An 11925-nucleotide genomic window follows, 5' to 3' on the forward strand; every position below is an offset into this window, starting at 1 on the left:
TCACCGTCGGCCGAGGGCGTCGAGCTCGCGCAGCCCCGGTGTGGACTCGATGACCTTCGTGAAGCTGACCTTCTCGGAGGCGACGGTCAGGCCGGTGACGACCGCCAGCGTGACCAGCCGGCCGCGCAGGCCGCTGCGCTGCACCAGCGCCGTGCCCAGCAGCGCCCCGGCGGTGTTGGCGCCGGTGTCGCCGAGCATCGCACGGCCGGCGAGGTCCTCAGGCAGCGAGCCCAGCGCCGCGCCGGCGGCGGCCGCAGCGGTGACCCCGGCGGGCGTCGATGACGCCGCCAGCGGCAGGGCGGCCAGGGTCGTGGCCTTCAGCGCCCGGCCCGGGCGCAGGTCCAGCAGGTTGGCGACGTTGGCCGCCCCGGCGACGACCGCTCCCCCGACCAGGGTCGCGAGCAGCCCGGGCCGCTCCTCGTCCCGGCGGTCGACGGCCACCGCAGCGAGCAGGCCGGTCAGCCCGAGGCCGGCGATCTTCACCGCACCCGTGGTCACCTCACCGCGACCAAGGGCGGACAGGTGGCCGCGAAGCCCCTTGCTGGAGCTGTCGCCGGCCAGGTCGTCGAGGGCGCCGAACGCCCCCGCACCGGCCGCGGCGATCGCCGGACCTGCCCCACCGGCGGCACCCGCGGCCAGCCCGGCGAGCGTGCCCGCGACGTATGCCGGTCCCTCCAGCAGCGTCACCGGCCCACCGGCGTGGCTGGTCCGGGTCCAGCGGACCTCGCCACCCGGCGGCCGGCGGCGCAGCCCGCGCAGCGTGATGGCCGCCCCCGCTGCCCCGGCGGCCAGCGCCACGGCCCTGCGGTCGAGGCTCACTTCACCGTGCCGGGCAGCACGGACGCCGCGTCCGAACCGACCCCGTAGTGGCCGCTGTGGCCGGCGTACTGCTCGGTCAGCGCCTCGACCAGCGGGGCCGCTCCGATGCTCTGGTCGCCGTCGTCCACGGTGGAGACGGCCTTGCTCGCGTCGCCGTCGGCGCGCACCGCCGCCACGAGGGCGCCGGTTGTCTGCGGGTCCGTGGCGTTCATCGTCGAGGTCACCACGGTGCCCGAGTCGGCGGCGTCCAGGGCCCGGGTGAGCGCCACCCACGAGGCGAGCCGGGCGGAGGTGTCCTCCTCGTTGGCGCCCTTGACCGGGCCGGCCACGAGGACCGCGCTCGAGGCGGGGACGACCGGGTCGGAGCCCACCGTGAGCAGGTCACCGGCCTTGAGGCCCTCCAGGGCCTGGGCGGCGCTGGGGTCGAGCTTGTCCGTGGGCCGCTCGGCCGTGGTGAGCAGCGCGCGCGCGAGCACCGTCCCGGGGAGCATCTCGGGGGTGCTGAGCGTGCCGGGAGCCTTGACCAGGGACGCGAGCTGCGTGGCGAGGTTGTCGCGGAAGGTGCGCTTGGTCGGGTCGACCCACGCGTCGGTCAGGGTGACCGTGGACCCGATCCGGGCGCCGGCGCCGGTCAGCGCGGTCGTCGTCTTCTTGACCGTGTCGGCGTCGGCGCCGGGCGCCACCACGATGCTGACGGTGCGCCCCGACAGGCTGCCGGAGACCAGCTTGGGCGTCACCGTGTTGGCGAAGGTGTCGCGGGCGTCGATCCCCCGCTGCTGGGCCTCGAGCTGGGCGCGCAGCGTCGCCTTGTCCTGACGCAGCGCGGTCACCTGCTCGTTCAGCGACTGGCCGATGTTGTTCTGCAGCGGGCCCGCCCCCAGCACGATCCCCACGGCGAGCGCCAGGAAGATCGAGACGATGGAGACGAGGTGGTAGCGGAAGTCGATCACGAGAAGAGTCCTACGATCCAGGACCACACGTCGTCCCAGCGGGCACCGACCACGGTGAGCATGGCGGTGCCGGCAGGCGTGGCGGCCAGCGCGGCATACAGGGCGAACAGCCCCACGGCGAGCATTGCGAACAGGGACAGGTTGGAGATCCGGGAGCGGTAGAGGCGGCTCACGCCCTTGGCGTCGATGAGCTTGCCGCCGACCCGCAGCCGGGTGAGGAACGTGCTGGCCATGCCCGAACGCCCCTTGTCGAGGAACTCCACCAAGGTGGCGTGGGTGCCGACGGCCACGATCAGGGTCGCGCCCTTGTCATCGGCCAGGAGCATGGCGACGTCCTCGCTGGTGCCGGTCGCCGGGAACACCACCGGGTCGATGCCCAGGTTGCGGACTCGCTCCAGGCCGGGCGCCCGGCCGTCGCGGTAGGCGTGCACGACGATCTCGGCACCGCAGGTCAGCGTGGCGTCGGAGACCGAGTCCATGTCGCCGACGACCAGGTGCGGCTTGTGCCCCTCCTCGACCAGCGCGTCGGCTCCGCCGTCGACGCCGATGAGGATGGGGCGGTACTCGCGGATGTAGTGCCGCAGGGTCTGCAGGTCCTCCTTGTAGTGGTAGCCGCGCACCACCACCAGGACGTGCCGACCGTCGATCCCGGTGCGGATGTCCGGGACGCCGACCCCGTCGAGGAGCAGCTCGCGCTCACGGCGGAGGTACTCCATCGTGTTGGCCGCAAAGGCTTCGAGCTGCACGGCAAGGCCGGCGCGGGCCTCGTTCATCGCCGCCTGCACCGACTCGTGGTCGAACAGGTGCCCCTTGGCCACGATGGTGTCGCCGACGTAGATCTCGTCGCCCTCGATGCGCACCTGCTGCCCTTCGTGCAGGGCGTGCATGACGTCGCGCCCCGCGTTGTCGAGCAGCGGCACCCCGCCGTCGATGAGGATCTCCGGACCGAGGTTGGGGTAGCGCCCGCTGATGGATGGCGAGGCGTTGACGACGGCGGCCGGGCGGCAGGCGAGCAGTGCCTCGGCGCTCACCTTGTCGATGTCCTGGTGGTCGATCACGGCGATGTCGCCGGGCTTCAGGCGCTTGGTGAGGTTCTTGGTTCGCGCGTCCACGCGGACGGGACCGCGGACCCCGGGCACTTCCGGTTCGCGGCTGCTCCGGCGTCGGATGGAGAGAGGCATCGGGGATATCGTGCCACGGCCCACCACGAGCCCCGATGGCGCCGACCGCGCACCGGGTCACGGCCTTGTCACGTTTGGCGCGTGTTCAGCCGACCGCCTGCCCGGCCTGGGCGAGCAGCTCGCGGGCGTGCTCGATGGCGACGCCGGAGTCCTCGACGCCGGCCATCATCCGCGCCAGCTCACGCAACCGGTCGTCCCCGCTGACCGCGGCGACCCCGCTCGCGGTCACGTGCCCGTCATCGGTCTTGTGCACCACCAGGTGCTGGTCGGCGAAGGCCGCGACCTGGGCCAGGTGGGTGACGACGATCACCTGCGCGGACCGGGCGAGCGCCGCCAGCCGCGCCCCGACGTCGAGCGCCGCCTTGCCGCCGACGCCGGCGTCGACCTCGTCGAAGACGAACGTGGGCACGTCGCCGCTGCCGGTGACGACCTCCAGCGCGAGCATCACACGGGACAGCTCGCCGCCCGAGGCGGCCTTGGCGACGCTGCGCGGCGGCGCGCCGGGGTTGGCCGCCAGCAGGATCTCCACGTCGTCGGCGCCGTGGCGCAGGAAGGTCTCCCGCGGCTGCACCGCCACCTGGACCACGGCCTTGCCCATCGCCAGGTGCGCCAGCTCCTGCGTGACGCGCCGGCCGAACTCCTGCGCGGCGGCGGTGCGGGCGGCGGTCAGCTCGGCGGCCGCCGCGGTCAGCTCGGCCTCGAGCTGCTCCAGCCGGGCCTGCATCGCCTCGGCCCGGTCGTCGGCGGTGACCAGCCGGTCCAGCCGTGCGGCGGCCTCCTTGGCCCAGGCCAGCACCTCGTCGACGGTGTCGCCGTACTTGCGCTGCAGCCGGGCCAGGTCGGCACGCCGCTCCTGCACCCAGGCGAGCCGGGCCGGGTCGACGTCGACGTCACTGAGGTATGCCGCGAGGTCGGCTCCCAGGTCGGCCGCCAGGTAGCCCAGCTCCTGGGCCCGGCGTTCGAGGTCGGCCAGCGTCGGGTCGTGGACGGAGGCGGCGCCCAGCGTGGCGCGGGTCTCGGCGAGCAGCTCGACGACGTTGCCGCGGACCTCATCGGCCGCCTCCTCCTCCGGGCCGCCGGTGGCCCCGGCCACCAGGGCGTGGGCGAGCCCCGCGCTGCCGCGCAGGCCCTCGGCGTGGGCCAGGCGCTCGTCCTCGGCGCGCAGCTCGTGGTCCTCCCCGGGCTGGGGGTCGACGGCCTCGACCTCCTCGACGCCGGCGGTCAGCACGTCGATCTCGCGGGCGCGGTCCCGGGCCAGGGCGCGCAGCTCGTCCAGCTCCGTGCGGAGCTGGTGGTGCTCGTCATACAGGACGGTGTAGCGCGCCAGCGGCTCGGCGACCGAGGCGCCGGCGAAGCCGTCCAGCACCACCCGATGCTGGTCGGGCTGGCGCAGCCGCCACTGGTCGGACTGGCCGTGGACCGCGACGAGGAGCTCGCGCAGGTCGGAGAGCACCCCGACCGGGGCGCTGCGGCCGCCGACGTGGGCGCGCGAGCGACCCTCGGCGGAGACGGTGCGGGCCAGGATGAGCCCGTCCTCGGTGTCGCCGCCTGCCTCCCGGGCGCGGACCAGGGCCGGGTGGCCCTCGGGCACCTCGACCAGTCCCTCGATGGACGCAGCCGTGGCCCCGTTGCGCACCAGGCCGGCGTCGGCGCGGGCGCCGAGCAGGAGGCCGAGGCCGGAGACGACCATGGTCTTGCCGGCACCGGTCTCACCGGTGACGACGTTGAGGCCCGGGGACAGGGCGAGGACGGCGTCGTCGATGACGCCGAGGTTCTGGATCCGGATCTCGCGCAGCACGTCGGCCAGCCTAGGAGGGGGGACTGTCAGTCGGTGGCAGGCGCCACCGAGTGGTCCCCTCCCGTCGACGGGCCGGGCCCGCTCCCCCGGCGGCGGCCCGGGCCCGGACCGCCGCTCGCGCGACGGCCCGCCCCGCGCCAGCCGGCGACCGAGAGGTCGAACTTGGCCACGAGCCGGTCGGTGAAGGGCGAGGCGCTCATCCGGGCCAGACGCACCGGGGTGTCGCTGCGGCAGACCTCGATCCGGGCGCCCGGCGGCAGCTCGACCATGCGCGCGCCGTCGCACCACAGGACGCCGGAGCCCTCGGTGTCGGCGAGCACCTCGACGGCCAGCCGGCAGCGCGGTCCGACGACCAGCGGCCGGGCGAACAGCGCGTGTGCGGCCAGCGGGACGACCATCATGGCCTCGACGTCGGGCCACACGACGGGCCCTCCGGCGGAGAACGCGTAGGCCGTCGAGCCGGTCGGCGTGGCCATGACGACCCCGTCGCAGCCCCACGTGGACAACGGCCGGCCGTCGACCTCGACGATGAGCTCGAGCATCCGCTCCCGCGCGGCCTTCTCGACGGTGACCTCGTTGAGCGCCCAGCTGGAGGCGATGAGCTCCCCGTCGTGGTGGGCCCGCACCTCGAGGGTCATCCGCTCCTCGACCTCGTAGTCGCGGGACACGATGCGCTCGACCGTCTCCTGCAGGTCCTCGCGCTCGGCCTCGGCGAGGAAGCCGACGTGTCCGAGGTTGACCCCGAGCAGGGGTGCGTCGGTGCCGCGCGACATGGCCGCCCCGCGCAGGATGGTGCCGTCGCCGCCGAGCACGCACACCAGCTCGCAGCCGCGGGCCGGGTCGGCGGGGTCGGCCAGCACGACGTTGGGGTTGTGCCCCAGGTGGACCGCCTCGGCCTCCTCGGGCAGCAGGGCCACCTCGATGCCGGCCGCGTGCAGGCGCGACGCGACGTCCCCCGCGAGGTGCTGGGCCTCGGGGCGGCGCGGGTGGGCCACGAGCAGGATGCGACGCGTCACGTCAGCCCTTCCGTCGAGAGGCGCTCGGCCCGGTCGGCGACCTCGCGCGGGCTCAGCGCGTCGACGTCGCGGGACGTGCACCAGAGTAGGTACTCGATGTTGCCGTTGGTGCCCCGGATCGGGCTGCCGTGCAGCGCGACCGGGCGCAGCCCCTCCTGCGCCGCGGCCTGCGCCACGTCGGTGATGGACCGCGCGCGGTCGGGTGCGCTGCGCACCAGCCCACCCCGGCCGAGCCGTTCGCGGCCGACCTCGAACTGCGGCTTAACCAGCACCACGAGGTCACCGCCAGGTGCGGTCAGGGCGGCCAGCGCCGGCATCACCGTGCGCAGGGAGATGAAGCTGAGGTCGGCGACCACCAGGGCCGCGGGCCCCCCGACGGTGGCCGGGTCGAGGTCCCGCACGTTGGTGCCGGACCACTCGGTCACCCGCGGGTCGCCAGCCACCTGCGCGACGAGCTGGCCGTGGCCGACGTCGACCGCCTCGACATGGGTCGCACCGCGGGCCAGCAGCACCTGGGTGAAGCCACCGGTGGAGGCACCGACGTCGATGCAGCGCTTCCCCTGCGCCGACAGGCCGCGGTCGGCGAACACGTCCAGTGCGGTCAGCAGCTTGTATGCCGCGCGGCTCACCCACGGGTCGGGCTTGGTCGCCAGGGTGATCTCGTCAGCCGCGGTCACCGGGGCGGAGACCTTGCTCGCGGTGGCCCCGCCGACGAGGACGGCGCCCCGGTCGACGAGGGCGCGGGCCTGCCCACGCGACCTGGCCAGGCCACGCCGGACGAGCTCGACGTCCAGGCGCGACGGCGAGTCGGTCATGGCGAGGTCACCGGGGTGGAGGGTCGGGGCGCTCACTCGTCGCCGAGGTCGGCCAGCCGGGCCTGCAGCGTGCGGTGGACCTTCTCCCCGACCTCGACGTGCGCGTCGAGCGGCTCGCCGGTGACCCGGTCGAACTCGTCGAGGACAGCGTCGACCACCACGTCGCCAGTGGGCTCCTTGGTGGCCACAGCGGGAGGCGTGACCAGCCCGCTGCCGGCAGCCGCACCAGCGCCCGCGGTCTCGCCGGAGGCCTGGCCGGAGGCTTGGTCGGAGGTTTGGTCCGGGGCCTGGTCGGAGGCCTGGTCCGAACCCTCGCGGGAACCCTGCCCCGCGCTCTGGCCGACCTGGACCGGCTTCGGTGCGGTCCCCAGGCCCGGGCCGGGCTTGGCGGCCCCGCCCATCGCCGGGCCGGGCTTCGGTGCCGCCGCGGTCGACCCGCCGGCTGCCTGCGCGGGGGCGTCCTGCACCGCGTCGTCCTGCACCGCGTCGTCGTGGGTCATGAGGTCTCCTTGCGGGTCCGGCGGGTCGTGACGGCCGACGAGGACGTCGGCGCGGGGGCAGCCTCACGGGCGGCCCGGGTCCGGGCAGCCTGGGCGCTGGCGGGCCGGCGTCGCGTGGCGCGCGCGGTCTGCGTGGTCGACCGGGCACCGGAGGCGGCGGCCGCGACCGAGGACGCGCCCGCGGCCTTCTTCGCGCCGGGCCTGGCCGCACTGCTCTTCCTGGCCGCGGCCTTCTTCACCGTGGAGGTGTTGGCCGCCGAGGTCTTGGCGGTCGAGGTCTTCGCCGCCGAGGACTTGGCGGTCGAGGCCTTCGCCGCCGAGGTCTTCGCCGCGGAAGCCCTGGTCGACGATGTCTTCGTTCCGGAAGCCTTGGCCGCGGAGGCCTTGGTCGCCGAGCGCTTGGCGGCAGGACGCTTCGTCGCCCGTGCCGCGGTCGCCGACGTCGAGGTCCCGGCCGTGTCCGTGGCGGACATCGGCTTCGTGGCGGGCTTGCGAGCCGGGACGGCTGCGGGCGCGGCCCCGGCGGTGGCCGCTGCTCGGGTCGCCCGGGCCGGCCGGCGTGCTTCGCCCCCGCGGCTGCGGGTCGCGGCGTCGTGCGCGGCCGCGGCTTCCTCGGCCTGGTCGGCCGAGCGCACCTGGGCCAGCTCGGCACGCAGCCGCGTGACCTGGGCCTGGGCCGCCTCGAGCTCGGCCACCGGCACCAGCCCGAGCCGGCTCACCGCAGCCTCGACCTCGGTGCGCACCAGGGTCGTGAGGTTCTCGCGGTTGGTGGTGGCAGCGGCGAGCAGCTCGTCGGCGAGCGTGGTGACCTGCCCGGCCACCCTGCCCGTGCTCGTGACCCCGGGCAGGGACAGCAGCCCCTGGGCGGCCTCGAGCGCCCGGGCCTTCGTCAGCTCGCCCAGCCCTGAGGCGAGCTGGACGTAACCCCGCACCGATTCGAACGCCATGGAGTTCCTCCCTCGTGGTCCCGGCACCGGATCACGACCCGGCAGTGAGGCTTCACGCTACTGCCCCGCTCCGCGCGCGTCTCCTGCCATCCACGCCAGGTCGGGCACCTGACCAGCGCGGGCACGTATCCAACGGTGGATCGTAGCGCCGCGCCCCCCGGGGTGAGCGTGTCGATTCGGTGTCTCCCGACCGTCGCCGACCTGGGGTCAGCGTGTCGATCCGCGCCCCTGGCCGTCGCCGACCTCCGGGTCAGTCCGTCGATTCGGCGTCCCCTGCCAGACGCTCGGCCACCCGGGACCACCATCGCCCCATCCCGGCCTCTCCCAGCGACTCCGCTGCGACCGCGCCGCGGTCCACCGCCTCCCACGCGGCCTCGAGGGCGGCCCGCAGCAGGTGCTCGGCCGGACCGTCGCACACCACCTGGATGGACGGGGCGTCGCCGGCGTCCACCCGCACCATCGCGGCACCGCAGGCCCACGCGTCCTCGACCTTCTGCGGCGCGACGTAGCCCGCGCCAAGGCACCTCAGGTCCGTGGCGACGTAGCGCGGTCGCCACTCGGCGGGGGCTGCGGCCAGGTCCGCCGGGCCGTGCACCCCGGTGAGGACCACCAGGGCATCCACGCCCGCGGCGTTCGCCCCGGCGATGTCGGTGTCCAGCCGGTCGCCGATCGCCAGGGTCTGCGACGCATCGGTGTCGAGCCGCCGGGCGCTCAGCTCGTACAACGGTGTCCACGGCTTGCCGACCACGTCCGGGTCGACCCCGGTGGCGCTGCGGACCGCCGCCACCAGGGTGCCGTTGCCCGGAGCCGTCCCCCGGTCGGTCGGCAGCGTCGCGTCGATGTTCGTGGCGACCCACACGGCACCGGCCTGCACGGCATACGCCGCCTCGGCCAGCTCGCGCCAGCCCACGTCGGCGCCGAACCCTTGCAGCACGGCCACTGCGCCCGCAGCCTCGGAGGTCGCGACGAGCCCCTCCTCACGCAGCGCGGCACGCACACCCTCGCCACCGACCGCGAGCACCCTGGCGCCGTCTCCGACACGTTCCCGGACCCGCGCGGCCCCCGCTTGGGCGCTCGTGACGACGTCTCGCTCCGCCAGGGAGACGCCCATGCGGCTCAGCTGCGCGGCGACTTGGGCCGGGGTCCTCGAGGCGTTGTTCGTGGCGTAGACGACCCGTCGGCCGGAGCGCACGGCGGCCCGGAGCGCCTCCACCGCGTGGGGCACGGGCTCGTGACCGCGGTAGACCACACCATCGAGATCGCAGACGACCCCCTGGTACCCGTGCAGCAGCGACGTCTCCGGCTCAGTCACCCGGGCATTGTCGCGCGTCGGTGCGGCCGCCGACGGCGCCGGGCCAGCGCTCACGGGTCAACGCTCACCGGTCAGGGGTCACAAGCCAGGGTCACGGGGCGGACGAGCCTTGCTGGCGTGTCACGGTCGCCGCCTCCACCTCGTAACGGCTGGCGGCGCCGCCCGGGGACCGCCAGAAGCGTCGGCGCAGCGCTCCGGTCACCTCGATGACATCACCGTCGCGCAGGCGGGAGGCCCGTCGCTGCACGCCCTTGCCCCAGCACGCGACGTCGAGGGTGTCCACCAACGCAGTGGTCCTGGCCCCAGCACGCTGCGATCCGGTCCTGCGGACGACGACCCGGAGCTGCACGACCGTGTCGCCGCTCGGCAGGTCGCGCGACGTCGGGTCGCCGCTCACGCGGCCGACCAGCCTGACCTCGTTGACCGCCGGCTCATCCTCCGGCGTGGCCCGCGAACGGGCTGCTGCTCGTGCAGTCATCTGGCACCTCTCCCTGGTCTTTCCTCCATGCTGAAGGGGCCGGTGGCCGCCGTGAAGGCAGCGACCGGCCCCTGTGGATGGTGGGACCTGGGAGCGCACCCCTTGTGGACAACAGGGGGCGCGACCCGGGGTCACTCGTCGTCGAGGTCCTCGAGCAGGTCGGTGACGTGGACGCCGTCGAGGTCGGCCAGCCGCTCATCGGCGTCGGTCTCTCCCTCGAGGTCGGCGTCGGCGGCACGGGCGAACCAGTCCCGGGCGCTCTGGGTGTCACCCAGGGCCAGCTTGGCCTCGGCGTAGGCGTAGAAGAGGCGCGCCGTCCACGGCTTGGGGCTGGCGGTCGGCCGCAGCTGCGGGATCTCCAGCCCCACCGCGGCCGCCTCGAGCTGACCGAGGTCGCGACGGATGCCCGACACCACGATCGCGAGCTCGATCCGCTCGTCCAGCGGCAGTGACCTGGCCTCGGGCGAGGCGGCGAGGTCCAGCGCCCGGTCGAGACGTCCGAGCCCGCGCTCGGCGTCGACCATGAGCGGGAGCATGTGCGAGGACCCGGACAGGCGCCGTGCCGTACGGAACTCGCTGAGCGCCTTCGCCCAGTCGCCCTTGCGGTAGGCCACCAGGCCCATCGCCTCGCGGGCGGCCGGCACCCGGCCGGCGCGACGGACGGCGGTCTCGGCGTGAGCCTCGGCCGCCTCGATGTCGGTGTCCAGCAGGGTGGCGACCATGACCAGGTGCTGCGCCACGCCTTCGGCGTTCTCCTTGCTCAGCGTGCGCAGCTGGTTCTTCACAGAGCGGTCCAGCTCGTGGCCGGTCACGCCCTCGGCGATGGCCGGCTCCGGCAGGCGCGGCGACTTCGGGGCCAGGCGCGAACCACCGCGGTGCTCAGGGCCTTCGTCGCGGCCGCCCCGCATCGGCGCATCTGCGCCTCGGGGACCACGCGGTGCGCCGGCGCGGCCGCCACGGTCACCCTCGTCACGACGGAACCCACCGCCGCCACGACCACCGGAGCCAGCGGGGCGCCCGCCGCGGTCGTCACGGGAGTAGCCACCCTGGCGACGGTCGTCACGACCGCCCCGGGAGTCATCGCGCGAGTAGCCGCCGCGGTCACGGTCGTCACGGGAGTAGCCGCCCTGGCGACGGTCGTCACGTCGCTCGCCACCCGAGTAGCCGCCGCGGTCACGGTCGTCACGGGAGTACCCACCCTGGCGACGGTCGTCACGACCGCCCCGGGAGTCCTCGCGCGAGTAGCCACCCTGGCGACGGTCATCCCGACGCTCACCACCGGAGTAGCCACCGCGGTCACGGTCGTCACGCGAGTAACCGCCCTGACGACGGTCATCCCGACGCTCACCACCCGAGTAACCACCGCGGTCACGGTCGTCACGGGAGTACCCACCCTGGCGGCGATCGTCCCGACGCTCACCACCGGAGTAGCCACCTCGGGAGTCCTCACGCGGGCCGCGGTAACCACCCTGGCCGCCACCACCCTGCCGGGGGCCGGAACGATAGCCCTCCCCACGATCTCCGCCGTCACGACGGTCCGAGCCCCGGTAACCACCCTCACGGCGCTCGCCCTGACCGGGACGGCCGCGCCCTGCGGGGCCACCCCGGCCTCCGGCGCCACGCCCGGCTGAACTGTCCCCCTCGCCGCGGCGGGCGTCCCCCGATCGCCCAGCACCCTGCGGCGACCCCCAGCGGCTGCCGCCAGGGCGGCTGTCGCGGGGCGGCCGGCCAGGACCACGGGACTGACGGTCCTCGTCGCGATCCCTGCGGGCAGGCTGGTCGTCAGACACGGAGACTCCATTCGTGCGTCTGGTCCTGGCGTCATCCTCACGGGCGCACACGGACCTGTCCACCCGTCTGGGGTGGCTGGAAAAGGGGGTTGCCTCCCAGTCTTTCACGGGACCCCGGAATGCAGAAATCGCCCACCCGGTGACCCGGGTGGGCGATCTCTGTGAATGTTTGTCCGGCGGCGTCCTACTCTCCCACACCGTCACCAGTGCAGTACCATCGGCGCTGAAGGGCTTAGCTTCCGGGTTCGGAATGGGACCGGGCGTTTCCCCTTCGCTATGGCCGCCGTAACCCGTTCGAGCGGTTACCGGCAAGTCACAA

General features: G+C 74.5%; 12 protein-coding genes and 1 rRNA gene. 1 reads left to right on the plus strand and 12 read right to left on the minus strand.

Features of this window, described 5'->3' with window-relative positions:
- The 11 genes from FB474_RS10830 to FB474_RS10880 form a co-directional block, all read right to left on the minus strand.
- Positions 1–819, minus strand: coding sequence for a hypothetical protein (locus FB474_RS10830; protein WP_141788647.1), 819 nt, complete (start codon positions 817–819; stop codon positions 1–3).
- The gene (locus FB474_RS10835; protein ID WP_185746123.1) at positions 816–1769 is read right to left on the minus strand and encodes a copper transporter; all 954 of its coding nucleotides are present in this window, start codon (positions 1767–1769) and stop codon (positions 816–818) included. Before FB474_RS10835 ends, FB474_RS10830 begins: the two co-directional genes overlap by 4 nt.
- Positions 1766–2950 carry a putative cytokinetic ring protein SteA gene (gene steA, locus FB474_RS10840; protein WP_141788649.1) on the minus strand — a complete coding sequence of 395 codons (1185 nt, stop codon included), beginning with the start codon at positions 2948–2950 and terminating at the stop codon, positions 1766–1768. Before steA ends, FB474_RS10835 begins: the two co-directional genes overlap by 4 nt.
- An 85-nt stretch (positions 2951–3035) precedes the next feature.
- Positions 3036–4748: a DNA repair protein RecN gene (gene recN / locus FB474_RS10845; RefSeq protein WP_141788650.1), complete on the minus strand. Its 1713-nt coding sequence runs from the start codon at positions 4746–4748 to the stop codon at positions 3036–3038.
- 26 nt (positions 4749–4774) lie between these two features.
- Positions 4775–5764 (minus strand): NAD kinase, encoded by a 990-nt coding sequence (locus tag FB474_RS10850; protein WP_141788651.1) that lies wholly within the window; start codon positions 5762–5764, stop codon positions 4775–4777.
- A complete protein-coding gene (locus FB474_RS10855) occupies positions 5761–6579 on the minus strand; it encodes a TlyA family RNA methyltransferase (RefSeq protein WP_141788652.1) in 819 nt (272 codons plus the stop codon). The genes FB474_RS10850 and FB474_RS10855 overlap by 4 nt, the downstream gene beginning before the upstream one ends.
- A 32-nt stretch (positions 6580–6611) precedes the next feature.
- Entirely contained in the window at positions 6612–7079 is a 468-nt protein-coding gene (locus tag FB474_RS10860) for a hypothetical protein (protein ID WP_141788653.1), read from the minus strand.
- Positions 7076–8026, minus strand: coding sequence for an accessory factor UbiK family protein (locus FB474_RS10865; RefSeq protein WP_141788654.1), 951 nt, complete (start codon positions 8024–8026; stop codon positions 7076–7078). Before FB474_RS10865 ends, FB474_RS10860 begins: the two co-directional genes overlap by 4 nt.
- Before the next feature lie 250 nt (positions 8027–8276).
- A complete protein-coding gene (locus tag FB474_RS10870) occupies positions 8277–9338 on the minus strand; it encodes an HAD-IIA family hydrolase (protein ID WP_141788655.1) in 1062 nt (353 codons plus the stop codon).
- Between the two features lie 91 nt (positions 9339–9429).
- Positions 9430–9816 (minus strand): single-stranded DNA-binding protein, encoded by a 387-nt coding sequence (locus tag FB474_RS10875; protein WP_141788656.1) that lies wholly within the window; start codon positions 9814–9816, stop codon positions 9430–9432.
- Between the two features lie 131 nt (positions 9817–9947).
- Entirely contained in the window at positions 9948–10724 is a 777-nt protein-coding gene (locus FB474_RS10880) for a hypothetical protein (protein WP_141788657.1), read from the minus strand.
- Between FB474_RS10880 and FB474_RS10885 the strand changes: the two genes are divergently transcribed.
- Positions 10692–11447, plus strand: a complete 756-nt coding sequence (locus FB474_RS10885; protein ID WP_141788658.1) for a hypothetical protein — start codon at positions 10692–10694, stop codon at positions 11445–11447. The two genes, FB474_RS10880 and FB474_RS10885, sit on opposite strands and share 33 nt — an antisense overlap.
- Positions 11448–11777: 330 nt before the next feature.
- On the opposite strand, the gene rrf is transcribed toward FB474_RS10885, so the two are convergent.
- Positions 11778–11894: ribosomal RNA gene (rrf, locus tag FB474_RS10890) — 5S ribosomal RNA — on the minus strand.
- Positions 11895–11925: the final 31 nt, after the last annotated feature.

The sequence above is a fragment of the Oryzihumus leptocrescens genome (genome assembly GCF_006716205.1).
In the GTDB taxonomy this organism is placed as follows: Bacteria; Actinomycetota; Actinomycetes; order Actinomycetales; family Dermatophilaceae; genus Oryzihumus; species Oryzihumus leptocrescens.

Excerpts from the sequence above, each read along its gene's own strand:
- steA (WP_141788649.1), bottom strand. The coding sequence starts at position 2,950 with ATGCCTCTCTCCATCCGACGCCGGAGCAGCCGCGAACCGGAAGTGCCC.
- FB474_RS10855 (WP_141788652.1), bottom strand. The coding sequence starts at position 6,579 with ATGACCGACTCGCCGTCGCGCCTGGACGTCGAGCTCGTCCGGCGTGGC.
- FB474_RS10860 (WP_141788653.1), bottom strand. The coding sequence starts at position 7,079 with ATGACCCACGACGACGCGGTGCAGGACGACGCGGTGCAGGACGCCCCC.
- FB474_RS10865 (WP_141788654.1), bottom strand. The coding sequence starts at position 8,026 with ATGGCGTTCGAATCGGTGCGGGGTTACGTCCAGCTCGCCTCAGGGCTG.
- FB474_RS10875 (WP_141788656.1), bottom strand. The coding sequence starts at position 9,816 with ATGACTGCACGAGCAGCAGCCCGTTCGCGGGCCACGCCGGAGGATGAG.
- FB474_RS10880 (WP_141788657.1), bottom strand. The coding sequence starts at position 10,724 with ATGCGGGGCGGCCGCGACGAAGGCCCTGAGCACCGCGGTGGTTCGCGC.